Source organism: Planctomycetaceae bacterium (assembly GCA_039680605.1).
Taxonomy (GTDB): domain Bacteria; phylum Planctomycetota; class Phycisphaerae; order SM23-33; family SM23-33; genus JAJFUU01.
Genome location: JBDKTA010000045.1, coordinates 88,789 through 112,155 on the forward strand (window position 1 = coordinate 88,789; position 23,367 = coordinate 112,155).

Genomic DNA, 23,367 nt, shown 5'->3' on the forward strand with positions numbered 1-23,367 from the left:
GAATCGTCTGAACTATTTGCGCCGGCCGAGCATGGCCAAGACAAACGCTGGGTATGCGGGCCGCGGCGCATAAAAAGACCGCCGCGATCTGCGAGAACGCGGCGGTCGGGTGAAGCGGCTGCACTCATTACAAAATCGTTATCTCCTGCGGCGGATCAGGGCCGCCAGGCCGCCCAGCACCAGCAGGCTCATCGTCGCCGGCTCGGGGATCACCGTCAGCAGGATGTCCTGGCCTGATTCGCTCATGCTCAGGGTGCCATCGAAGCTGCCGATCTTCCCGCTTAGATTCGTCCCCAGCGTGCCGCTGATGGCAGCGCCGGTATCAAAGAGCGTGTAGGTGCGCGGCCCGGTGACCGTGCCGGTGAAGACGAAGTCGTCCCAGTTCAGCAGGCCGCTGCCGATGGTCAGCACGTTCGTGCCGGTCAGGGTGACCATGTCGCCCAGGTCGAAGAGCAGTGACCCGGCCGCGCCGCCCAGGGCGCCGGAGATATTCAGGCTGTCGTCGATGGTCAACGTTCCGGCGGAGGCGCCGGGCGAGAGCTTGCCGCCGCTGAGGATGGTCGTGGCCCCGCCGATAATCCCGCTGCCGCCCAGGGTGGCGCCGGAGTTAACGGTGACGACGCCGACAGCCCCGCTGGAGTCGCCGTTGATCAGCAGCGCGCCAAGCGTGACGGTCGTCGCGCCGGTGTAGGTATTGGTGCCGCTGAGGATCTGCGTGCCGCTTCCGATCTTCGTCAGGCCTAGTTTGCCGGTCTGCCCAGCCGTAGCGATGATGTTGCCCGAGAAGTTCCCGTCGGCATCGCCGTAGCCCACCGTCAGCCCAGGGGCGCCGTCTCTGCCGGTTGCGTTACCGGTAATCGTGCCACTGCCATACAGGCCGTTGATGTTCTGGTCTTTTGCGTAGACGTTCAGGCCCATATCCAGGGTGCCATCGACTGTCAGGTCGCCCTTCTGAGAACCGAAGGTGGTGACGCGGTAACGAAAACCAGTCACGGTGGCGCCGGCGCTGATGATCGTGTCGCCGCTGTAGACAACGGCTTCGTTTTCATCAATCCACCCGTTGCCGCCATAGTTTGACTGGATGTCGATCTTGCCTGACGCGTAGGTCAGAGAATAGGCGCTATTGCCCTGGATCATTGTGGCGGGAGCCAATACCAGGTAGTTTCCACCCTCAATGAACGAACTGCCTGTGAGGGTGACTGTCCCTGTGAACGTGCTGGCCGCACTGGCGTATCCTGCCAGCGTCCCGCCGTTAAGTGTCAGGGCGGTAACTACGGCGCTGCCAGTCATGCTCAGCTTGCCGCCGGCGTTGATCTGCAGGGAGCTGCCCGCGAACGTCCCGGCGCCGCTGATCGTGGCGCCGCTATCAACAAAGTAATTGTTGCCGGCAGACGGCGTAAACGTGCCGCTGACCCAACTGCTGCCGTTGTAGTACTCCCACGTGCCCGAGCCCGTGAGGCTCGCGGTTCCCGAGCGGAGGTAATAATCTGCGGCACTGGCGGCCGGAACAAAGCCCGCTATCGCCACAACCGCTAACGCCGTCATCAACGTCCACTTCATAAGACACTCTTCCTTTCTTGACTGGATTGGACCCGCCCGTGGGAGCCGATGCTCCCGTTGCGCCCTGATACCCTGTCACTGTATCACGGGTCTGAAAATGTACAATCCACATATTCATCATTAAAACCGTGGATATTCTGTAACAAACCTTTACGGCAGAGATGGCCGATAGTAGAATGTCTATTCGCGTTCAAGAACACCTCGGAGTATTCAGGAGAACGGACAATGTCTCACGAAAAAGACATCACACGCACCCCCGGCCGGCGGGTCCTGGTGCTGCTGAACTGGTCCAGACCCCAGATCACCCGGGGGACTATGGAATACGCCCGCCAGGCCGGATGGTGGATTGAATCGCCCTTTGTCGTCTGGTGGGGCACCCCGCCCGAGGCCGTGATTCCCTCGCCGGACAACCCGGTCGATGGCATGTTGACGCTGCTGTTCAACATGCCTGCGAGCCTTGCGGAGTTGATGCGGCGTGCAAAGGTCCCGACGGTCAGCCTGTCGCCGGTGCATCTTCCGCGCGTGCTGACGGTCTTGCCTGATGACGACGCCATTGGACGGTTGGGCGCCGCCGCGCTGGTCGAGCGAGGGTTCCGCCACGTGGCCTTTGCCGCCGCGATGGAGCGTCTGCTGGCCAAGGAACGCTACAGGGGGTTCTGCCGGGCTGCCCGCCAGGGCGGAGCTGTGCCGATAGTCCTGGAAATGCATTCGCACTCGGCCGACAATCTTGCCGATCTGGGCCGCCGGCTTATCCAACTGCCCAAGCCGCTGGGAATCATGGGTTTTGGCGACAGTGACGCCGCCTACGTCATGCGAGCGTGCCGGTTGGTCGGCCTGGCGGTTCCCGAGCAGGTGGCGGTGATCGGGGCCGGAAACGATGAGATGAGCTGCGAACTGGCGCCGGTGCCGATATCGAGCGTCCGATTGGATGACTATCGCCACGGGTACGAATCGGCAAAAGTGCTGGACGACCTGATGAGCGGCCGGGCGGCGCCAAAGGGACCATTGCTGATCGAGCCGCTGGGCGTGGTGCATCGCCAGAGTACGGACATCCTGGCTGTCCCCGACGTGACCGTCGCCAAGGCGCTGAGGTACATCTGGCAGAACATCACCAACTCGCGACTGTCGGTGACGGAGGTGGCCGCCTTCGCCGGCATTTCCGTTTCATCCTTGAACAACGCTTTCAAGCAGCACTTGGGGACGCCCATCGGCTGGCAGATACGCCACAAACGCCTGACCGCTGCCATGGATCTGCTGGGCAACAGCCGCCGCAAGGTCAAGGAGATCGCCACGCTGTGCGGCTATCGCGACGAAGAGCACCTGCGCTCGACGCTGCGCGGACGCACGGGCCTGTCCCCCCGCGCCTGGCGAAAGCAGAATCCCGGAGGCGATGGCGGCTAGGCGATCTGCGGGCTCAGATTGCCGGCATGATGTTGCCGCCGCAGACGGGGATATAGGCGCCGGTGATGTAGGATGCCAGGTCGCTGGCAACGAAGGCCACCACGTTGGCGATCTCCTGGTCGCTCCCCCGGCGGCGCAGGGGCAGCGTGTCGCGGTAGGCCTGCGGCGAGCCATCGGCCTGGTCTTCGCTGATCGTCCAGCCGGGGGCGATCTCATTGACGGTGATGCCATGCTGGCCCACCTCGCGCGCCAGCACGCGCAGCACGCCGTCCATCCCGCGCTTGGCTGAGGCGTAAGCGCCTTGGCCGGCGGCGCACTGCATGGCACACTCGGTGTTGATCCCGATCACGCGGCCCCACTTGCGGGCGACCATCCCGGGTACGAACGCCTGGGCCATCAGCACGTTGTGCATCACACAGGAGCGGAACTGGCTTTCGAAGTCGGCCGAGGGCTGATCGAGGATGCTCTTCCAGGGGTACTGGATCACCGCATTGTTGACGATGATGTCGGCCGAGGCGAGCTCGGCGGCCACTCGATCGCGCAATGCATTGATGGCATCGGCGGCTGTCACGTCCACTTGTACCACGATGCTGCGGCGGCCCATGGCCTGGACCTGCGCGGCGAGTTCGTCGGCTTTGGAACGGTTGTTGAGATAGCAGACCGCCACATCCGCCCCGGCGCGGGCGAGTGTCCGCACCATGGCGCGGCCGAGCTGTCCGCTGGCGCCGGTGACGACGGCTGTATGGCCTGAGAGATCAATCGGGATCATGGGCTGTTCCTTTGGAGTGCGGCAGCCTTAGCTGCCGCTTTAAGAGTTTTGGGGTGCGCACCAGGGTTGGAATATGGTGATGAATCAGCATTGCCTGTGGACTGCAATTTCATGGCGTCTTGAGGATATTCGAACAACTTCCAAAGCGGCAGCTAAGGCTGCCGCAGTCCATATTGGCACACTCCATATTAATGTTCCTGTACGCGGTCGAGCAGTTCCTTGGCCTTGAGGACCCGTACGCTGTGGGACTGCAGGACGCTGATGGCCGCGTCGGGGTCTTCGAACCGCATGACGAGCACCGCGTTTCCGGCGATGCGCGAGCAGAATGCATAGAGATACTCGATGTTGATCGAGGCCTGGCCGAGCATCGTCGTGATGGCTGTCAGTGAGCCCGGGCGGTCGGACATATCCACGGCGATTACCTGCGCGAGATTCACGACGTATCCCGCCGCTTCGAGGGCGGCCTTGGCCGTGTCGGGGTCGGGCACGATCATCCGCAGGATGCCGAACTGGGCGGTGTCCGCCAGGCAGACCGACAGCAGGTTGACGCCCGCCTGAGAGAGCGCCTTGCACGGCCGGCTCAACTCGCCGGGCTTGTTTTCGAGAAAGACCGAAAGCTGCATGACTTTCATGGCATCACCTTTCAGGCTGGCAATTGACGGTTGTCGAAAACGCGTTTGGCCTTGCCTTCGCTTCGCTGGATGGAATGCGGTTCGACCAGCCGTACGCCGACGCGCAGGCCGAGCGCGCTCTCGATGGAACGGTCGATGCGCGCGGCGAGTTCTTCCACCGCCCGCACCTCGTCGCTGAACAGGTCGCCGGTGAGCTCGACATTCACCTGCATCTGGTCCAACCCGCCCTCGCGGGTGAGGTGGATCTGGTAGTGCAGCAGCGAGGGCGACACCGCCAGCAGCGCCGCCTCGATCTGCGAGGGAAAGACGTTCACGCCGCGGATGATGATCATGTCGTCGCTGCGCCGGCCGATGCGGCGTATGCGACGGATCGTGCGCCCACAGAGGCAGGGCTGAGGGATGATCGCCGTGATATCGCGCGTGCGGTAGCGGATCATCGGCATGGCCTGCTTGCTCAGCGTCGTCAGCACCAGTTCGCCCTCGGCGCCGTCCGGCAGCGGCTGGCACGTTTGCGGGTCAACGATCTCGGGATAGAAGTGGTCCTCGAAAATGTGCAGCCCGTTCTGGCAGGGGCACTCGATGCCCACGCCCGGGCCGACGATCTCGGAGAGGCCGTAGATGTCGTACGCCTTGATACCGCCGGTGAGCTCGATCTGGCGGCGCATCGCGTCGGACCAGGGCTCGGCGCCGAAGATGCCCGTGCGCAGGGGCAAATTACGAACGTCTATCCCCATTGCCGCCGCCCGCTCGACCAGGTGTACGAAGTAGCTGGGCGTGCAGCAGATCGCCGTCACGCCGAAGTCCTTCATCAGCATGATCTGACGCTCGGTGTTGCCGCCGGACATGGGGATCACCGTCGCCCCCAACGCCTCGGCGCCGTAGTGCAGACCCAGCCCGCCGGTGAACAGGCCGTAACCGTAACTGTTCTGCACGATATCGCCGCGATGGCAGCCGCACGCCGCCAGAGTCCGAGCGATGACGCTCGTCCAGACATTCACGTCTTCCTGCGTATAGGCCACGACGATGGGCTTACCCGTCGTGCCGCTGGAGGCGTGCAGGCGCACGATATCCTCCATCGCACTGGCGAAGAGACCGAAGGGATACGTGTCGCGCAGGTCCGCCTTGACCGAGAAGGGCAGGTGGGCGATGTCTTCTATCCGCGCGATGCTGTGGGGCGTGAGACCGCGCTCCTGCATCCGCTGGTGGAACAGCGGCACGCGGTCGTACGCCCGCCGAACGATCGCCTGGAGGCGCGAAAACTGAAGCTGCCGCAATTCCTCCGCCGGCAGGTAGTCCGGCACGCTGATGTTCTCATTGCCTCGAATCATGAATCATCCTCTGATCGTGTCGCGGGCGTCTCGCCCGCGCGTAGCGAGGGCATCTTGCCCTCGCCTCCCGGTCAGTCGTATATTTCACGCTACGCGGGCGAGACGCCCGCGGCACGCGCGGACGAGACGTTCGCGACACGTCATACTCGCCGGCCGGCTTCGAACGCCCGCAGGTTTTCTTCATGAGACTTCGCCGGCAGCAGCGCCTCGATGGCCGCGTGCCAACTCTTGCGCGGGATCTCCAGCGCCGAGCTCAAGGCCCCGAGCACGGCCACGTTCAGGCACCGCGGGGGCATGCCCTTGATGTCGATCTCGGCGCCCATGATCAACTGGCCGCCGGCCTTGAGGCACGGGCGCGCCGCTTCGAGCTGGTCGACGGCCATCAGGACCAGGATGTCCGCCTCGCCGGCGGGGATCATCGGGCTGAGCACCTGCTCGCCGAATCGCACGTCGCTTGCAACGAACCCGCCGCGCTGGCTCATCCCGTGAATCTCGCTCTTCTTGACGTCGAACCCGGCGTCGAAGGCAGCCTGAGCCAGGATGTCCGAGGCCTTGATCACGCCTTGGCCGCCCAGGCCCGCAAGCACGACGTTCGTCACTGCGGCCGTCATGGCTGCACCGCCTTTGCCGCCGCGTTGTCGGCCGACCACTGCTCGATCTTCTTGGCCGCCAGCAGGCAAGGTCGCCGCGCGACGATCACGGAAAGCTCGTCGCCGGCCAGGCACTGCCGCAGCACGTCCTCGAGCCGCTGAGGATCCTTGATCGGGTCGATCACGTGAACCTGCTTCACACCCAGACTGCGGGCGAGGTCTTCGTACACGACGCGGCCGGTGGCTTTGTGGTCGAGTGTTCGCCCCGTGCCGGGGTGCTCCTGGAGACCGGTCATCGCCGTGATGCCGTTATCGAGAATGATCAGCACGTGGCCGCTCGCCGGTGGATTGTAGATCATCTCCACCAGGCCGGTTATTCCGCTGTGTACAAACGTGCTGTCGCCGATGACGCTGACGATGCGCTTGGCTTGGTGGGCAGGCAGCACGTGTCGCATCCCAAGCCCCACGCCGATGGCCGCGCCCATGCAGATCATGCTGTCCATTGCCTCCAGCGGAGGCAGGGCGGCCAGCGTGTAACAGCCGATGTCGCCGCTGACGAGGCAGTCGAGCTTCTTGAGCGTCTCGAAGACCGTGCGGTGCGGGCAGCCTTTGCAGAGTTCGGGCGGTTTACCCTTGGCCGGCTGCGGCTCGGGCGAGTTGTCGCCGGCCAGGATCCGCCGCACGCGTGGGACGTTGAGCTCGCCGAAGCGGTACATCTCGCTCTTGGCTTCGATGGCGATACCGGCTGCGAGGATCGCGTCGGCCAGAACCGGGTCGCCTTCCTCGATCACCACGCAGCGATCGACCGAGGCGGCGAAATCGCGGATCATTTTCATCGGCAGGGGATGGGTCATGGCGATCTTGAGGATCGACGCCTGCGGCGCCGCCTCGCGGGCGTGCATGAAGCTGATGCCCGAGGTGATGATGCCCAGCGATGTCTCGCCGACGACGCGGCGGTTCAGCGGTGAGGTTTCGTTCCAGGCGTCGATCTCGACGAGTTTGGCCCGCAGCCGCCGATGCGCCGGACGTGCATGCAGCGGGATCATCACTCGCGAGCGATAGTCGCGCTCGTATGTGGGCGGCTGGGGCGCGATCCGTGCGCCGGGGCGCACGACAGTCTTGGAATGGCAGACACGCGTCGTCAGGCGCAGGATCACCGGCAGGCGCCATCGCTCGGAGACCTCGGCGGCCGCGAAGAGAAAGTCGTACGCTTCCTGCGAATCGGCCGGCTCAAGCATCGGCACGCCCGCGGCGACGGCGTAGCGGCGGTTGTCCTGCTCGTTCTGGCTGGACCACATGCCCGGGTCGTCCGCCGAGACGACTACCAGCGCCCCGCTGACCCCGGTGTAGGCGGCCGTGAAAAGCACGTCGGCGGCCACATTGAGCCCGACATGCTTCATGGTCGCCAGCGACCGAGCCCCGCAATAGGCGCTGCCGAGGACGACTTCCAAGGCCACCTTCTCATTCGGCGACCACTGTGCCTTGCCGCCCAGTTCAGCGAATCGCTCGAGGATTTCAGTCGAAGGCGTTCCGGGATAGCCCGCTCCCAGCGCAAAGCCGCTGTCGCAAGCCGCCAGGGCGATCGCCTCGTTGCCGCTGAGCAATAACCGTTCCGCATCGGCCATCGTTCGCCACTTCCGTCAAAAGAAAAGCCCGCTGACATCGCGGGATCCGTTCTCAAGACATAGCGGATTGGCAGACAAAAATCAACGTGACTGAGGCGGAATCAGGGTAATCGCATCTAAATAGTCGGGGGCGCAACATGGGGCGGCATAAAACAACAACGCCGCCTCGATGCGACGGATGCCTTGCAGCGACGCGCACGGACAGGATTCGTTGCCGCTGGGCGATGAAGACCCCGTATACTGCTCCGGTTCGAGGGAGCATGAGTGTCTGCGGTTGATGCGGATAATCCGGCGCTGCGCATTGCCTTGGCGGTTTCGCCGCTGGGGCGCCCGCATGTGGAAGTTGCTGCCGAAAGCGACGCGGCGCCGGCGCTGCCGGCGGCCGTCGCCTCGCGGGTGGAGGCGGCATTTGTGGCCGGGGCTCCACAGGGACTGCTGCATTTGGCGACGGCGGAACTCCAGACACCACTGCCTGCATCGCTGAGCTATGCCCGTGATCTGGCTCGCGACTACTTGGCCTGCCTGTGCCGCGCGTCGGGGCTTGACACGTCTGCGGAACTGCCGCCGGTGGCGGCGCCGCCGGCCGAGGCGCTGGCGTTTCGGCGTCTGCAGGCCCCGCCGATGACGGGGCTGGAATATGTCTCGGGGGAGGCGTTGGCGGCGTGGTGGACGGAACTGGACGAGTTCGTGCGCGGCGAGATTCGTCTCTTCCCGGGCGGGGCGCAGGCGTACCTTCGGCAGAAGAACCCGCTGTGGCGGCTGGTGGGTCGCGTGACGTTCCACCTGGCCGAGAACAAGCGCGACGAGCAGCACCCGTTCGCTTTCATGGCCAGTTATGTCAGCCATCTCTCGGCACAGGGTCGGCTTCAGCATCTTCCGATGGCTAAAGCGCTGCAGGAGTACGCCGGGGCGAAGAACCGCCAGGCGCTGATCGCGCTGCTGTCGCCGATCCAGGCGGCCAGCGAGAAGATCGCCCTTGTGAAAGCGCTGGTGGATTCCGGCGACATCTACCGCCCGCTGGCCTGGACGCCGCGTCAAGCGCACGCTTTCCTGCAGGAGATTCCGGCGATGGAAGACGCCGGTTTGGTCGTGCGCGTGCCTGACTGGTGGAAAGCCAAACGCCCGCCCCGCCCGGTTGTCAACGCGACCATCGGCAAGGCCAAGACAGCGGCGCTGAACGCCGATGCGCTGCTGGACTACAGCGTTGACGTCTGCCTCGACGGGCAGTCGCTCAGCGAGGAGGATATCCAGGCGCTGCTTGCGGACGAGGAAGGCCTCGTGCGGCTCAAGGGGCAGTGGGTGGAAGTGGATCGGGCGAAGCTTTCCGCCGCACTGGAACACTGGAAAGGCATCGAGCAGCGGGTGCGCGACGGCGGGTTGACGTTCTTTGAGGGCATGCGGTTGCTGTCGGGCGTGGGCGCCGGCGACGGCGCCGAAGACGCGCCCCAACAGTCGCTGGAGCAGTGGAGCCGCGTGACCGCCGGAGCGTGGCTGGCCGAGACGCTGGAGGCTCTTCGCAATCCGCAGCGCCTTGATGGCGGCGCCCCGCGCGACCTCAAAGCCACGCTGCGACCTTACCAGCACGTCGGGATGCGCTGGCTCGAGTTCCTGTCGCAACTCAAGCTTGGCGCGTGCCTGGCTGACGACATGGGGCTGGGCAAGACGGTGCAGGTGCTGGCGCTGCTGCTGGAGGTCCGCTCGCGGCGGCAGAGCGGCGAGCCCTTGTCCCCCAGCGTGCTGGTGGTTCCGGCGTCGCTGATCGCCAACTGGCGGACCGAGATCGAGCGATTCGCTCCCTCGCTGGAGGCGTGGGTTGCCCACCCCAGCGAACAGCCGGACTGCATGAGCGACCCCGGCGCGGCGCTGGACCGCCAGGACCTGGTCATCACCACGTACGGCATGGCCGCCCGCCTGGAGTGGCTGCTGCGGCGGCAGTGGAACCTGGTCATCCTCGACGAAGCCCAGGCGATCAAGAACTCCGGCACGCGGCAGACGCGGGCTGTCAAGGAACTTAAAGCCGCGGCGCGAATCGCCTTGACCGGTACGCCGGTGGAGAACCGCTTGGGGGACCTGTGGTCGCTGTTTGACTTTCTCAACTCGGGCTTGTTGGGTTCCGCAAAGGAGTTCGGGCAATACGCCAAAGCCCTCGAGCAGCGGCAGCGCAATTCCTACGCGCCGCTGCGATCGCTTGTTCAGCCATACATCCTCAGGCGACTCAAGACCGACAAGAGCGTCATCGCCGACCTGCCGGACAAGACCGAGATGAAGATGTACTGTGGCCTGAGCCCGCGGCAGGCGGCGATCTATGAGCAGTCGGTCAAGGAGCTTTCGACGTTGCTGGAGATCAGCGCGGGAATCGCCCGCAAGGGGGCCGTGCTGTCGTTCCTGATGCGGCTTAAGCAGATCTGCAACCACCCCTCGCAGTGGCTGGGCGACAACGCCTACGCGGCGGCCGACAGCGGCAAGTTCCAGCGCCTGGCGGACATCTGTCAGGAACTGGCCCAGCGGCAGGAGAAGGCCCTGATCTTTACGCAGTTTCGCGAGATCGCCGACCCGTTGGCGGGGCATCTGCAGGGCGTCTTCGGGCGAGAGGGGCTGGTGCTGCACGGCCAGACGCCCGTGGCCAGGCGTCGCGAGATGGTGGATGCCTTCCAGCAGGAGGATGGTCCGCCGTTCTTCGTGCTGTCACTCAAAGCCGGCGGGGTCGGCCTGAACCTGACAGCCGCGACGCACGTGATTCATTTCGACCGCTGGTGGAACCCGGCGGTGGAGAACCAGGCGACGGATCGCGCGTTCCGCATCGGGCAGAAGCGCAACGTCCTGGTCCACAAGTTCATCTGCCGCGGAACTGTGGAGGAGAAGATCGACGAGTTGATCGAGAGCAAGGTCAGCCTGGCCAACGACCTGCTGGGCAAGGGCGGCGCCGAGCGGATGTTGACCGAGATGAGCAATGACGAATTGCTGCGGTTCGTCGCGTTGGATATATCAAAGACTTCCGAGGTCTGACGCCCAAGAGGTATAATCCGCCGATCCATTGAAAGGAGTTATGGTGAGTTACTACGGCTTTGCCCCTTACGTACCCGTCGCTCGCCGGCGCGCCAATGCCAGGCGGGAAATGGCCAAGCTCGCCAAGAAAGGCCATGTAATCGCGCCGGTGGTTATTGAAGGGCGGAAGATTGCCACCACCTTCTGGGGCAAGGCGTGGTGCGAGAACCTCGAGTCGTACAGCGACTACGCGAACCGCCTCCCGCGCGGGCGCACCTACGTGCGCAATGGGTCCGTTGTGCATCTGGAAATTAAACCCGGACATGTCACGGCGAAGGTCAGCGGATCGAGCCTCTACACCATCGACGTCAAGATCAAGCCGCTGAGCAAGCCCCGCTGGCAGACCCTAGCGCCCTGTGCGCGGGAAAGATCGCTTCGGTGCTGGAACTGCTCCAGGGGCGGCTTTCTCAAGGCGTCATGGAGATCATCACCCACCGCGACAACGGCTTGTTCCCCGACCCGCCGGAGATATCGCTGCAGTGCTCGTGCCCCGACTGGGCGGACATGTGCAAGCATGTAGCGGCTGTTCTCTACGGCGTGGGGGCTCGTCTGGACAAGAAGCCGGAACTGTTGTTTGTCCTACGTAACGTGGACCACCTGGAACTGGTCGAACAGGCGGCCGCGGGCCAATCGCTGGCATCCGCGGCGGACTCGGGAAGCAAAACGATTGCCGACGCGGACCTGTCCGATGTATTCGGCATCGAGATTGATGGATCGCAACCTTCGCCCGTGCCGTCCGTTGTCAAAGGGAAGGTTGAAGATGGAAAACGCAAGAGCAAGAAGGCGACGAGCCGTACCAAGGTCACGAAGAAGCGAGTGAAGGCCAAGCGGAAGGCACGGAAGGACTAGTCAGTCGCGGATATGCACCACGCTGGCGTCGATGGTCAGGCGGCCTTGGGCGAAGAGCGAGATAGCCTTGGGATACGCCTGGCATTCGGCTTCGAAGACCCGCGCGGCCAGGGCGTCTGGAGTGTCGCCTTCTTCGACGGGCACGCATTTCTGCACGATGATGGGGCCGCGATCGTACTCGTTGGTCACGAAATGCACGGTGCAGCCGGAGACTTTGCACCCGGCGGCCAGCACCGCTTCATGCACGTGGTGGCCGTACATTCCGTGGCCGCCGAAGGACGGCAGCAGGGCGGGGTGGATGTTCATGACGCGCCCCTGGTAGTGCGGCGGCACGTGCCAGAGTGAGAGGAAGCCGGCTTGGACGACAAGGTCGACGTTGGCGGCGTCGAGTAGCTTGCAGATTTCGTCGGAGTACGCCTGCACATCGGGCATCTGCTTGTAGGGGATCAGGTGCGTGGGGATCTTCGACTGCTCGCCCAGGGCGATGCCGTTGCACGGGCGGCTGGCGATGACGACGACAACCTGGGCGTTGAGTTCGCCGCGGCCGATGCGGTCGAGAATGTTCGTCAGCGTCCGCCCGCCGCCGGAGAGAAGCACTCCGATGCGGATGCGGTTTGAACTGTCCTGTCGCGTATTCACGACAGGATTAAACAGCAAACGATGCTGCGCTGCAAGCGGCGTGGCGCGGGAACTACTTCGGTTCCTTTTTCTGGGCGTCCTTGAGGGTCTCTTCGGTGTAGTTCCACCCGGCGCGGCGCCCGATACGGAAGGTGCTGTCCTTGATGGGCGTGTCGAGGATCTTGATGTTGTTGAACAGGGCCGTCACCTCATTGCGGGCGTGATCGAGCGAAACGATCTTCACCGGCAGGTTGCGAGCCGGGTCGATCCACATCTCCAGGCGCGTGAAGGAGAGGTTCTTGGCCTGGTCCGCCCGGGGCATCAGGCGCAGGTATATGGTGCCTGCCGGTTCGCCGGTGCGCAGTTCGCGGGTGGTAGCGTCGAAAAGCTTCACCACGTCGGCGGCCTGCTGACCGAACGGCATGGGGAAGGGGCTCTTGCCCAGTTTCAGCGGTTGGGGCTTTTCGCCCTCGGCGACGACTTCGACGCAGTTGATCGTCTTGGTTCGTCCGCGCGCGAGGCAGAACCATCTGCCATCGAAGGCGTAGTCGACTTCTTCCTTGGCGGCAGGGCCCTTGCCTTGCGCCAAGGTGCGGAAGTTCACGCGGAACATCGCGCCCTTATCGCCGCTTTCCTTCTGATACAGCACGTTGCCGGTTCGGACCTCGGTGTCGCCGAGCTTGCGGTTGAGAACGGTGTAGTTCAGGTCGCATTCGAGGGCAGTGTAGTCGGCTTTCTCCAGCATCTGGAGAACGGCCATGGCTCGCGGATCGGTGGCGCGCGTCGCCGGGGCCGAGGCGGGTCCCGCGGCGGCCTGCTGGGCGGCGGAGGGGCGCGGCGAGGCGGCGAAGGCGGCGATCAGCGCCAATGCCAGCGACACGATTGCAATGCGATTGATCATCAGAGGGTCTCCCGGGTTATTCGGCGGGCGGGCCGCCACAGCAGCGACTTCATCAGCTTTAATAATACCATTACGACCGCGGCCGCCAAAAGGCTTACAGGCGCGATCCACCCGAGTTCCTTGCCGAGAACGAAGGTCACGGCGGCGATGACGGCGTAGCGGATAAACCGCCCGACGAAGTTGCTGACTGCGAAGGGCACGCGCGGGTAGGCGTCGGCGACGGCAAGGATGCGCGCCACGTCGATGGGGATCGGTGCGATATTGAACAGCACCAGCAGTCCAAAGGGCGACTTGGCGAACCATCGCGAAGCCTTTTCGTACAACCGCGTGGAGCGGATTCTCGCGACGCGCCTGCTGCGGAAGATGAGCATGTAAATATGGTAGTCAGTCAGGTTGGCAACCGTCGAGCCCACGGCGCCGAGAACGCTTACCAGCAGCACCGTCACCACCAGGGGCAGGGCGTACGCGTCGTGTTGCGGCCCCAGGACAGCCGGGGCGAGTCCCGCCTGCTGCATCGCCAGCAACGAGGCGATGATGTTGACGTTCAGCGGAACGAACGTGCAGGCCACCGACACGTACAGCAAGTAGATGGCCAGCTTGAGGTCCCAGTCCATGGCGCGGAACTGCGTCGCGGCCCAGGTTTTGATCTGCACCCACGAACCGCCGGGCCATCCTGGCCAGGACCATTGCGCGTGACAGGCCACCAGCGCCACCAAGGCGAACAGTGCGGCCACCCACATGGCGTAGAAGACGAACCACCCCAGCACCGGCGGATGGGCGGTCCCGTCAGGGAGTTTCAATGATGCGTCCATCTTTCATCCCCACGACGCGGTCGGCCGCGGCGGCCGCCTCTGCCGAGTGCGTGATCATCACGATGGTCTGGTTCTGTTGGCGGTTGATCGTCTGGAAGAGTTTCAGCAGCGCCTCAGCGTTGGCCGAGTCGAGGTTGCCCGTCGGTTCGTCGGCCAGCAGCAGCTTGGGGCGGTGCGCCAGGGCTCTGGCGACGGCGACGCGCTGCTGCTCGCCGATCGACATCTGCGAAGGCTTTCGCCTCGCGACGTGCGAGATGTCCAGGGCCTCGAACAGTTCCGCCGCCCGCCCGTCGCGGGCGATCCCGCGCACCTTGAGCGAGATGGCGATGTTGTCCGCCGCCGAGAGCGTTCCCAGCAGGTTGAACCGCTGGAAAACAAACCCGATATCCTGCCGGCGGCGTAGTGTGCGGGCGGCGTTGGCGGTCGGCACGGGCAGCCCGTCCAGCAGCACCGTGCCCTCGTCGGGCACGGCCATCAGCCCCAGCACGTGCAGCAGGGTGCTCTTTCCGCAACCGGAGGGTCCCATGACGGCGATGAACTCCCCGCGTCGCACGTCCAGGTCCAGCCCGCGCAGCACGTCGGTTCGGGCGGCGCCTTTGCCGAAGCTCTTGCGCAGCCCGCGCCCTTCCAGGATGTAGTCGCCCGTGCTCATTCCAGTGCCAAGGCCTCGATCATGTCCACGCGTGCCGCCCGCCAGGCGGGGTACAGGGCGCTGATGGCCGCGCCGGCCGCCGCGGCGACCAGGGCAATAGCGATCCACTGCCAGGTGATGGTGATCGTCATCAGCGGGAGGAATCGCTCGATGGCCAGCTTGACGGCAAAGCTCAGGGCGATGCCGATGATCGCTCCGCCGGCCGCAAGCAGCATCGCCTCGCCCAGCACCTGTCGCAGGATAAACGCCCACCCCGCGCCGCAGGATTTGAGGATGGCGATCTCGCGCCGCTGCTGGAGCACCATCGTGTACAGCGTGATCATGGTGAACAGGAATGCGATTGCCACAGCGATCCCGTTGACGATGTTGATGTACGTGAACATCATCTTCCACGTGCGCAGCAGCATGCCGCGGTATTCGCTGATGCCCTTGACGTCGTTCTCGACAGTGGCCTCGATGGCCCGCGCCGCCGGCCCCGCGTTGACGCCGCGCTTGAGCTTGATGAAGATCAGCGTGCTGCGAGAAATGTTGCCGCTGCCGAAAAGGTACTGCGCCGTGCGGCGGGGCATGAAGACCCGCGTCATCGCCCCGGCCGGCACGATCCCCGTGACCGTCCATTGATGATTGGCGCCCGAGACGACATCGCCCACCCGGTAGCCCTCGACGGCCGCCAGACGCTCGTCAATTACGATCTCCAGCCCGTTGTGCTGCGGCGATGACAGGTCGGCCGGTTCGATGCTCAACTCCTCCGCGCGCTCAGTCAGGAGCTGCTGCTCGATCCACGCGGCGAAGCGGTTGTCGCGGTCGAAGAGGCGCCCTGCCGACAACCGCCGCCCGCCGGACAGCATGTCCCACTGGTGCGGGTCCACGCCGGCGACCATCTGGTTCTGGCGGCCGAACTTGACGTTGTCGGTGAAGACTGGAACGGCCCGCTCGACAATGTCGCCATGAGAGGCGAGGATGAGGCTGACCAGCTTGTCGCTCAGGGCCGAGCCGGACTTGTTCACGGCGTTGTCGCCCCAGCCTCTGGGGAAGACGATCAGATCGGCATCGACGGATTCCCATCGGTCGGCAACTTCGCCGACGGTGCCGCTGGCCAGCCCCGCCAGGGCGATCAGCATGCACACGCCCACGCCGATGCCCAGCGCCGACAGGACGCTGCGCAGCGAGTGGTGCAGGATGTTGGCCAGGGGCAGGTAGATCATGTGCGTCCCACCACGGAGTTCGAGCCCAGCAGGGCGGGCAGTTCGGCCAGGCTGGCGATGACGTGGTCGGCCCGATGGGCGAAATCGGGACGGCGGTCCGGGGCCAGCAGGACCGCCACGGCCCCGGCGGCCTTGGCGGCGATCAGGTCATAGAGGAAATCGCCCACGCAGATAGTGTAGTGCGGATCGATGCCGAGGTTACGGCAGGCCAGCAGAATCCCGTCGGGCTCGGGCTTGATCTTTGCGTCCTCGCGCGACATCGTCAGGTCGAACGCCAGGTCGGGGAAGCGCCCCAGGACGGTGCGCATCGCCGCGGCGGTGTTGCGGGTCAGCAGGGCGGTCTTGAGCCCCGCGGCGCGAATCCTTGCCAGCGTCACGGCGGCCCCGGGCATCAGACGGGCTCTGCGGGCAACGTCCAGCTCCTGTGCCTCCAGCCAGTCCGTGGCGTGCTGGCGACGGGGGGCGGGCATGGCGGCGATGGCCTCGATGATTCCCTCCTCGGCCGCGATATCCAGCCGCGCGCGGATGGCGTCGAAATCGAGCAGCGGCTCGACGATCGTGCCGTCCATGTCGAAGATCACGCCTTGGCAGGCCATGTTGCTCGCGCCGTTCATCGTCTGTCCAATTTACCCGCTGGAACGAGTGTTTAACATGATAGATTCTCAAGCTACAATGCCCTGGGTCATGAAGACGGACATCATCCATCACGACAGCCACGCTCAGATCGACCAGGCCGCCCTGCAAGGCGTGCAGGTGCTTCAGGCCGGCGGGCTGGTGGGCTTTGCCACCGAGACCGTCTACGGGGTGGCCGCCCTGGCGACGCTGCCCGACGCGATGGAGCGCCTTCGCATTCTCAAGGACCGCCCCAAGCGCCCCTTCAGCGTCCACATGGGCTCGCCCCAGGACCTGCGGCGGTACGTCACCGACGTGCCGCCCGACGCCCAGCGACTGATCGACCGCGCCTGGCCGGGTCCCGTTACGCTCGTGCTGCCGGCGGGGTCTCGTCTGGCCGATGGCTCCCTGCAGGAACGCGGGCTCTACGACGTCCTGTGCAGCGAAGGGACGATTGGCCTGCGCTGCCCGAGTTCAGCGCTGTCGCGGCGGATGCTCTCGCTTGCGGCTGAGCCGGTGGTGGCCTCGAGCGCGAACCTGGCCGGCGGGCGGTCGGCCACCACGGCCCAGGACGCGCTGGAGACCCTCGACGGAAGAATCGACCTGCTGATCGACTCCGGGCCCACTCGCTACGCCAAGGATAGCACCATCGTGCAGTTCTCATCCGCCGGCGGATGGAAAATGTTGCGAGAGGGCGTCGTGGACGAGGCGACGCTGGCCGAACTGACCAGCCGAACGATCCTGTTCATCTGCACGGGCAACACCTGCCGAAGTCCCATCGCCGAGGGCCTGGCCAGGATGATGCTGGCCGCAAAGCTCGGCTGCCGCTGCGAGGAACTCCCGCGCCGCGGCTATCGCGTGCTCTCGGCGGGCATCGTGGCGCCCGATGGCGCGAGGGCGACGCCCGAGGCGATCGACGCCGCCGCCGAACTCGGCGCCGACATCTCCGCCCATCGAAGCACAAGTTTGACTGGCGAGCTGGCCTCGTCGGCCGATATACTTCTGTGCATGTCGCCTATGCACGTGGACGAGGTTCGCCGCATCGCCCCGTCTGCCGTGAGCCGCACCGAATTGCTGGACGAAGACCAGCCGGTTTCCGACCCACTGGGCGGTGGGTCCGGTACATACCGCCAGGCGGCGCGGCAAATTGCCCGGGCGTTGGCCCAGCGCCTGGAAAAAGGACAACTATGAAAATCGCCATCGCCGCCGATCATCGCGGTCATGCCGTCAAAGAGATGGTCGCAGTCCTGCTGTCCGAACTCGGGCACGACGTCATCGACATGGGAACCAACAGCTCCAAACCCTGCGACTATACCGATCTGGCGTATCCGGCGGCCGTCGCTGTGGCCCAGCACCAGGTCGAGCGCGGGATTCTCGTTTGCGGAAGCGGCATCGGCATGACCATCTCGGCCAACAAGATCCACGGCATCCGCGCCGCCCTGTGCCATGACGAACTGACCGCCCAGATGTCGCGGCGGCATAACGACGCCAATATCCTCTGCCTGGCCAGCGACGTGCTCGGCGACGAACTCATCCGCCGGATCGTGATCGCCTGGCTCGAGACGCAGTTCGAAGGCGGCGGTCGCCATGAACGCCGCGTGCGCAAGCTGGGAATGATCGAAGAAGGCAAAGACCCCACCCAGTACGACCCCAACAACGGTCTGCAGGGCGAGGCGTAATCTAAGAGCCCGGGGACGGGGAGTGCGGGGCCTCGTCCTCGTCGTCGGTTGTTTCTTCTTGGAGAATTGCTCAGCTCAGGACTGCGGCAGTGCGGCGATGGCGGCGTCGGGACCGATGACGACCATCAGGTCGCCTTCGCGGATGGCCGTGTCGGGCCCGGGGGCGGAGATGACGGTTTCGCGGGCGACGGCGTCGCCCTCGCCGGGCGTGGTGCGGCGTATCGCCACGGCCAGCACCTTGTGCTTCTTGGACAAATCCAGTTCCGCCAGCGTCTTGTTCCAGAAATCCCTGGGGGCGGTCACCTGGGCGAGGCTGAAGCCTTCGGCGATGGCGAAGCGTTCGAGCACCGACGGGGCCAGCAGTCGCCCGGCCCAGCGTTCGGCGGATTCTTCCTCGGGACTGATGACGCCGTCGGCGCCGATGCGGGTGAGGATATCGGCGCGGATGCGCGAGGTGGCGCGGCTGATGACGCGGGGCACGCCCAGTTGTTTGAGGATGACGGTGGTCAGGGCGCTGGACTCGAAGTGCGTCCCGATGCCCACGACGGCCACGTCGACTTTGTCGACGCCCTGGGCGATCAGCGCCTGCTCGTCGGTGCTGTCGAGGCTGACGGCGACGGCGACAATGTCTCGCACGTCGTCGACCAGGTCGCGGCTCTTGTCGATGGCGATGACTTCGGCCCCCGCCTCAGCCAGGCGGGTGGCCAGGCTCTTGCCGAACAGTCCCAGTCCGATGATGGCGAATCGTTCCATGATGTCATCCGATAATAACGTTTTCTTCCGGGTAAGAGTAGTCCGCGTGCCTCAGGCCGCTCGTCAGCGCCAGCAGCAGCGTCAGCAGCCCAACGCGTCCGACGAACATGGCCGCGATGAGAATGCCCTTGCCCGCCTCGGTCAAAGGCGCGCCGGGTCCTGAAACGCCGGTGGTCAGACCGACCGTTCCGCAGGCGCTGCAGGCCTCAAAGAGCAGGTCGACGAACTGCGACGCCGGCTGAGCGACGCACAGCAGCAGCGTCACCAGGCCCACCAGCGTCATGTACAACGTGGCGGCGGTGATGGCGCGGCGCAGCAGTTGGGCCGGGATGCTGCGGTGGAACACTTCGAGCTCTTCCCGGCGGCGCATGGCGCAGTAGACGGCCACGAACAGCATTGCGACGGTGGCCGTTTTCATGCCGCCGGCGGCGCTGGCGGGGCTTCCGCCGACGATCATCAGCGCGCTCATCCAGAACTTTCCGGCGTTGTTGAGCTTGGCCATGTCGATGGTGTTGAAGCCGGCCGTGCGCGCCGAGACGCTCTGGAACAGTGCGGCGCCGACGCGACCGAGCGGTCCGGCGCCGTCCCAGTCATGCTGCACCAGCAGCAGCACGCCCGCGCCGCCCAGCAGCAGGACGGCGGTGGTCGCCAGGATCAGGCGCGAGTGCAGCGTCAGGCGTGCCCGGGCTCCCGCGCGCGTCGGGCGGCTCATGAGCCTGCCCGCGCGGTCGCGCAGCCAGCGGGACACGTCCATCAGCACCGGAAAGCCCAGCCCGCCCAGCACGATCAGCGGCGCCAGCACCCCCAGCACCTGCCAATGGGCCCGCAGAGGCAGGGCCCAGCCTTGCGAAACCCCCGTCCGCAGGCTGTCGCTGTACAGCGAAAACCCCGCATTGCAGAAAGCCGACACGCTGTGGAAGACGCTGTCCCAGAGGGCTTTACCCGCGGCGGGCGCGCCGCCGCCGTGGGCTGCGGAAAACATCGGATACAGCACCGCCGCCCCGACGCACTCGATCGCCAGGGTCACCAGCACCACGAACAGAGCCATCTTGCGAAGGCGGCCGACGTCGCTGCTGGAGAGCATCTCGCCCAGCACGCCGCTGCTGCGAAGGGAGAGGCCTCGCCGGCCCACCAGGCCCAGCACCGTTCCAAAAAGCATGATGCCCAGCGCCCCGGTCTGGATCAACGCCAGGATCACCCCCTGGCCGAAGGGGCTGAAGTCCGTCCCGGTGTCTTTGACGATCAGCCCCGTCACGCACGTGGCGCTGACGGAGGTGAACAACGCATCTATGTAGGACAGGGGAGCGGCAGTTTCGGCCCGGGCCGTCGGCAGCATCAGCAGACCCGACCCCAGCAGCGACAGGCCCAGAAAACTGCCCGCCAGCAGCACCGGCGGGGCGATCCCGCTGGCGGCGAAGCGGAGGTTCAGGCTCGCCCCGCGCGCCAGCAGCGACGCCAGAAGGTAAACCTGCGTGATCACCAGGTACAATGTGCCGGCCGATACGATCGCCCGCGGCGAGTTGCCTAACCATGCCGCCACGAGCATCCCGGCCGCGGCAAATCCCATCAGGATGAAATCGAGCATCTTTTCGCGCAGGTAGGCGCGGCGATTGCGTGCCAGGAACAGGCGGGCCAGGCGGTCGAAAACGAAGATCGCCACGATGACCATGCCCCACAGGTGAAGCAGATCACGCCCGACCGGAAGCGGCGGGCGGAATCCATATTCCAGCACCAGCACCGCCACGGCGCCCGCGGCGGCCAACGCAAGCACGATGTTCAGCCCCAGCAGGATCGCGCCGTGGCGCTGCGGGACGGGGGCAGCGAGTGATGGGCGATTCATAAGAGGAATGCTAGCCGACATGGCGGTCGGAGGCAACAGCGCGTTGCCTCGTCGGCAGGCGTTCAGGCGATAGCGAGTGGTTCAGGTTTCTGGGTCGCGCCGATGCGACGCAGCAGGATCGTCAGCAGGCCGATCCGACCGGCGATCATGGCCGCGGTTAGGATGAGCTTTCCGGACTCGTTGATCCCTGTCGAGGGACCGGTCAGCCCGGCGGACAGCCCCGTGCTCGTGCAGGCGCTGCAGGCCTCGAAGAGCAGGTCGATAAACAACTGGCCCTTCGGCTGGACCATGCACAGCAGGATCGTCGTCGCGACGATCAGCAGGACAAAGAAGATCGCCGCCAGCAGGGCTGCCGACAGCAGTGGCGCCGCCGCCCCGTCGAGAACCGCCCGATCATCGCGCCGCCGCAGATATCCCCATGCCGCCGCCAGCAGCACCGCCAGCGTGACCGTCTTCATGCCCCCGGCCGTTCCGCCGGGGCTGCCGCCGATGGTCATCATCCCGCACAGCCAGAACTTGCCGGCGTCGCTGAGTTGTGAGACGTTCAGGACGGTCAACCCGCCCGTGCGCGCCGTGGCACTTTCAAACACCGAGTACGCCAGGCGCTGGGGCGGCGTCAGGGTGTTCCAGTCGCTCTCGGAGGCGCCGGCGGTGTTGAAGCCCGCGTGGCGCCCAACCGACTGGCCGGCGGTGTCGGCTCGCTGGATCAGCAGCAGCCCGCACGCGCCCCCGATCAGCAGCAGCACGCTGACGGCGATCACCAGTTGGCTGTGCATCGCCAGTTTGCCCCGCAAACCGCCTCGCACCCATCGCCCCAGGTCCAGCAGCACCGGCAGGCCCAGCCCGCCCAGCACCGCCAGCGGCGCAATCACGCCGGGCACTTGCCAGTGCGACCGAAGCGGCTGCTGCCAGCCCTCGGCCACGCCGGCCGTCAGGTTGTCGCGATACGTCGAAAATCCGGCATTGCAGAACGCGCAGACGCTGCAATAGATGCTGTCCCACAGGGCCTGACCTTCGGTGGGCAGGTGGGCGCCCTGGCGGGCGGCGAACATCGGATATAACAGCACGACCCCCAGCGCCTCCAGCGCCAATGCCACCAGCACGACCGAGGCGCCCAGGCGGCGCAGGTCCCGCGAACCGGCCACCCGCTGCGGCGCGATGACCCGCATCACCAGCAGCGTCGCAAAGAACATCATTGTCAGACCGCCGCCCTGAACCAGCACCAGGATCACCCCCTGGCCCAGCGGCGTGAAGTCGACGCCGGTGTCTTTGACAACCAGGCCGACGTCGCAGAATGCGCTGGCGGCCGTGAACAACGCGTCGCTGAAGAAGAACCTCGACTTTTCGCCCGTGGCGGCCGGCAGCATCAGCAGGCCCGCTCCGGCGACGATCGCCGCCAGGAAGATCGTTACCAGCGTGGCCGCGGGCGAGGCGCGGCCCTGGCCCAGGCGGCGGATGGTCCACGAGGCCAGCAGGCCCGCCTGCGTGATGATCACGTACAGCAGGGACAGCGCCAGGACCGGCCAGAAGTCCTCGCCGCGCAGACTGACAATGATGGCCGCTGCGGCGGCCGCCACGATCAACAGCAGGTCGATGCTGTTTTCTCGCAGGGCGGTGGCGTGGTCGCTCGTCAGCACTACGCGCAGCAGGCGGTCGAAGACGAACACGCCCAGGGCCGCTACGGCGGCCGAAAAGAGCGCAAATTCATCCACTGGAAGCGGCGGGCGCAACGCGTAGCGCAGCACCAGCACCGCGGCGGCGACGACCGCCGCCAGCGCCGTCACCGCCGTCAGGGCGGCGGGGCGGGCCGGCGGGGCGGACTGCGAAGGTATGGTGCGCGGGCTCATGGAGGCGGCTACTTCTTGTCCTTGTAGACCTTTTCCGGATCGAAGAGCTTCTCACCGATGATGTCCCATCCACCCTGGTCGTTGAGGCGGCGGAAGAAGCACGAGAGGTACCCTTCGTGGCAGGCGGCCCCGGTCTGCGTGACCTCGATCACCAGCGTGTCCAGGTCGCAGTCGGTGTAAACCGCGTGTACCTGCTGCGTGTGACCGGAGCTTTCGCCCTTCATCCAGTACTTCTGGCGGCTGCGAGACCAGAAATGCGTCTTGCCGGTCCGAATGGTATCCAGCAGCGATGCGTTGTTCATGTACGCCACCATCAGGACGGTCTTGGTCTGGGCGTCGACGATGACGGCCGGAATCAGACCTGAGGCGTCATACTTGAGGGCATTGACGGTTTTTTCCAGTTCTGTCACAGCAGACTCCTTCTGTTAAACATGCATGCTATCGTGGCGATGCGCCGCCTGCAACATCCGCTCGCCCTCCGACTGGGCTGATTCGGGATACTGCGGTGCGTGAAGTTTCCGGGTTAGCCCAACTTCCGCAGTTGGCGACGTAAGTGCTTTATTATCAAGGGCAGCGCCCTGAAAGTCTTCACTACATCGCTACGAAGCAGTCAGCGGCGGGGGCATGATCTTCATCCTCGACGGCAGGT

General features: G+C 65.3%; 21 protein-coding genes. 5 read left to right on the forward strand and 16 right to left on the reverse strand.

Going from position 1 to position 23,367, the window contains the following annotated elements:
* Positions 1 to 138: 138 nt before the first annotated feature.
* The gene (locus ABFD92_14080) at positions 139 to 1,560 is read right to left on the reverse strand and encodes an autotransporter-associated beta strand repeat-containing protein (protein MEN6505666.1); all 1,422 of its coding nucleotides are present in this window, start codon (positions 1,558 to 1,560) and stop codon (positions 139 to 141) included.
* Between the two features lie 225 nt (positions 1,561 to 1,785).
* Between ABFD92_14080 and ABFD92_14085 the strand changes: the two genes are divergently transcribed.
* Positions 1,786 to 2,961, forward strand: coding sequence for a substrate-binding domain-containing protein (locus tag ABFD92_14085; GenBank protein MEN6505667.1), 1,176 nt, complete (start codon positions 1,786 to 1,788; stop codon positions 2,959 to 2,961).
* Between the two features lie 13 nt (positions 2,962 to 2,974).
* On the opposite strand, the gene ABFD92_14090 is transcribed toward ABFD92_14085, so the two are convergent.
* The 5 genes from ABFD92_14090 to ABFD92_14110 all read right to left on the reverse strand — a co-directional run bounded on the left by ABFD92_14090 (position 2,975) and on the right by ABFD92_14110 (position 7,905).
* A complete protein-coding gene (locus ABFD92_14090) occupies positions 2,975 to 3,730 on the reverse strand; it encodes an SDR family oxidoreductase (GenBank protein ID MEN6505668.1) in 756 nt (251 codons plus the stop codon).
* 188 nt (positions 3,731 to 3,918) lie between these two features.
* A complete protein-coding gene (locus ABFD92_14095; protein ID MEN6505669.1) occupies positions 3,919 to 4,362 on the reverse strand; it encodes an ACT domain-containing protein in 444 nt (147 codons plus the stop codon).
* Positions 4,363 to 4,373: 11 nt separating this feature from the next.
* Positions 4,374 to 5,690, reverse strand: a complete 1,317-nt coding sequence (locus ABFD92_14100) for a phenylacetate--CoA ligase (GenBank protein MEN6505670.1) — start codon at positions 5,688 to 5,690, stop codon at positions 4,374 to 4,376.
* 140 nt (positions 5,691 to 5,830) lie between these two features.
* Entirely contained in the window at positions 5,831 to 6,301 is a 471-nt protein-coding gene (locus ABFD92_14105) for a 2-oxoacid:acceptor oxidoreductase family protein (protein ID MEN6505671.1), read from the reverse strand.
* Positions 6,298 to 7,905 (reverse strand): thiamine pyrophosphate-dependent enzyme, encoded by a 1,608-nt coding sequence (locus ABFD92_14110; GenBank protein MEN6505672.1) that lies wholly within the window; start codon positions 7,903 to 7,905, stop codon positions 6,298 to 6,300. The genes ABFD92_14105 and ABFD92_14110 overlap by 4 nt, the downstream gene beginning before the upstream one ends.
* A gap of 264 nt (positions 7,906 to 8,169) precedes the next feature.
* Between ABFD92_14110 and ABFD92_14115 the strand changes: the two genes are divergently transcribed.
* Together ABFD92_14115 and ABFD92_14120 are read left to right on the forward strand one after the other, a co-directional pair.
* A complete protein-coding gene (locus ABFD92_14115; protein ID MEN6505673.1) occupies positions 8,170 to 10,911 on the forward strand; it encodes a DEAD/DEAH box helicase in 2,742 nt (913 codons plus the stop codon).
* 417 nt (positions 10,912 to 11,328) lie between these two features.
* Complete coding sequence (locus ABFD92_14120) at positions 11,329 to 11,799, forward strand: SWIM zinc finger family protein (protein MEN6505674.1); 471 nt, start codon at positions 11,329 to 11,331, stop codon at positions 11,797 to 11,799.
* Here the strand turns inward: ABFD92_14120 and purN are convergent, their stop codons facing one another.
* Genes purN through ABFD92_14150 form a run of 6 tightly spaced genes read right to left on the reverse strand, consistent with a single transcriptional unit; the run spans position 11,800 to position 16,601 of the window.
* Positions 11,800 to 12,438 (reverse strand): phosphoribosylglycinamide formyltransferase, encoded by a 639-nt coding sequence (gene purN, locus ABFD92_14125; protein MEN6505675.1) that lies wholly within the window; start codon positions 12,436 to 12,438, stop codon positions 11,800 to 11,802. It abuts the gene before it with no gap.
* Positions 12,439 to 12,490: 52 nt separating this feature from the next.
* Positions 12,491 to 13,318, reverse strand: coding sequence for a hypothetical protein (locus tag ABFD92_14130; protein MEN6505676.1), 828 nt, complete (start codon positions 13,316 to 13,318; stop codon positions 12,491 to 12,493).
* Entirely contained in the window at positions 13,318 to 14,130 is an 813-nt protein-coding gene (locus ABFD92_14135; protein ID MEN6505677.1) for a hypothetical protein, read from the reverse strand. Before ABFD92_14135 ends, ABFD92_14130 begins: the two co-directional genes overlap by 1 nt.
* Positions 14,105 to 14,782 carry an ABC transporter ATP-binding protein gene (locus tag ABFD92_14140; protein MEN6505678.1) on the reverse strand — a complete coding sequence of 226 codons (678 nt, stop codon included), beginning with the start codon at positions 14,780 to 14,782 and terminating at the stop codon, positions 14,105 to 14,107. Before ABFD92_14140 ends, ABFD92_14135 begins: the two co-directional genes overlap by 26 nt.
* Positions 14,779 to 15,987 carry an ABC transporter permease gene (locus ABFD92_14145; GenBank protein ID MEN6505679.1) on the reverse strand — a complete coding sequence of 403 codons (1,209 nt, stop codon included), beginning with the start codon at positions 15,985 to 15,987 and terminating at the stop codon, positions 14,779 to 14,781. Before ABFD92_14145 ends, ABFD92_14140 begins: the two co-directional genes overlap by 4 nt.
* Positions 15,984 to 16,601: an HAD family phosphatase gene (locus ABFD92_14150; GenBank protein ID MEN6505680.1), complete on the reverse strand. Its 618-nt coding sequence runs from the start codon at positions 16,599 to 16,601 to the stop codon at positions 15,984 to 15,986. Before ABFD92_14150 ends, ABFD92_14145 begins: the two co-directional genes overlap by 4 nt.
* A gap of 70 nt (positions 16,602 to 16,671) precedes the next feature.
* Here ABFD92_14150 and ABFD92_14155 point away from each other — a divergent pair, with 70 nt between their 5' ends.
* Together ABFD92_14155 and rpiB are read left to right on the forward strand one after the other, a co-directional pair.
* Positions 16,672 to 17,790 (forward strand): L-threonylcarbamoyladenylate synthase, encoded by a 1,119-nt coding sequence (locus ABFD92_14155; protein MEN6505681.1) that lies wholly within the window; start codon positions 16,672 to 16,674, stop codon positions 17,788 to 17,790.
* Positions 17,787 to 18,278 carry a ribose 5-phosphate isomerase B gene (rpiB, locus tag ABFD92_14160; GenBank protein ID MEN6505682.1) on the forward strand — a complete coding sequence of 164 codons (492 nt, stop codon included), beginning with the start codon at positions 17,787 to 17,789 and terminating at the stop codon, positions 18,276 to 18,278. The genes ABFD92_14155 and rpiB overlap by 4 nt, the downstream gene beginning before the upstream one ends.
* Before the next feature lie 75 nt (positions 18,279 to 18,353).
* Here rpiB and ABFD92_14165 read toward each other — a convergent pair whose 3' ends face one another.
* The 4 genes from ABFD92_14165 to hisI all read right to left on the reverse strand — a co-directional run bounded on the left by ABFD92_14165 (position 18,354) and on the right by hisI (position 23,128).
* Positions 18,354 to 19,031, reverse strand: a complete 678-nt coding sequence (locus ABFD92_14165) for a TrkA family potassium uptake protein (protein MEN6505683.1) — start codon at positions 19,029 to 19,031, stop codon at positions 18,354 to 18,356.
* Between the two features lie 4 nt (positions 19,032 to 19,035).
* Positions 19,036 to 20,871: a potassium transporter TrkG gene (locus ABFD92_14170; protein ID MEN6505684.1), complete on the reverse strand. Its 1,836-nt coding sequence runs from the start codon at positions 20,869 to 20,871 to the stop codon at positions 19,036 to 19,038.
* 62 nt (positions 20,872 to 20,933) lie between these two features.
* Entirely contained in the window at positions 20,934 to 22,718 is a 1,785-nt protein-coding gene (locus ABFD92_14175) for a potassium transporter TrkG (protein MEN6505685.1), read from the reverse strand.
* An 8-nt stretch (positions 22,719 to 22,726) separates the two neighbouring features.
* Entirely contained in the window at positions 22,727 to 23,128 is a 402-nt protein-coding gene (gene hisI / locus ABFD92_14180) for a phosphoribosyl-AMP cyclohydrolase (GenBank protein ID MEN6505686.1), read from the reverse strand.
* Between the last annotated feature and the right edge of the window lie 239 nt (positions 23,129 to 23,367).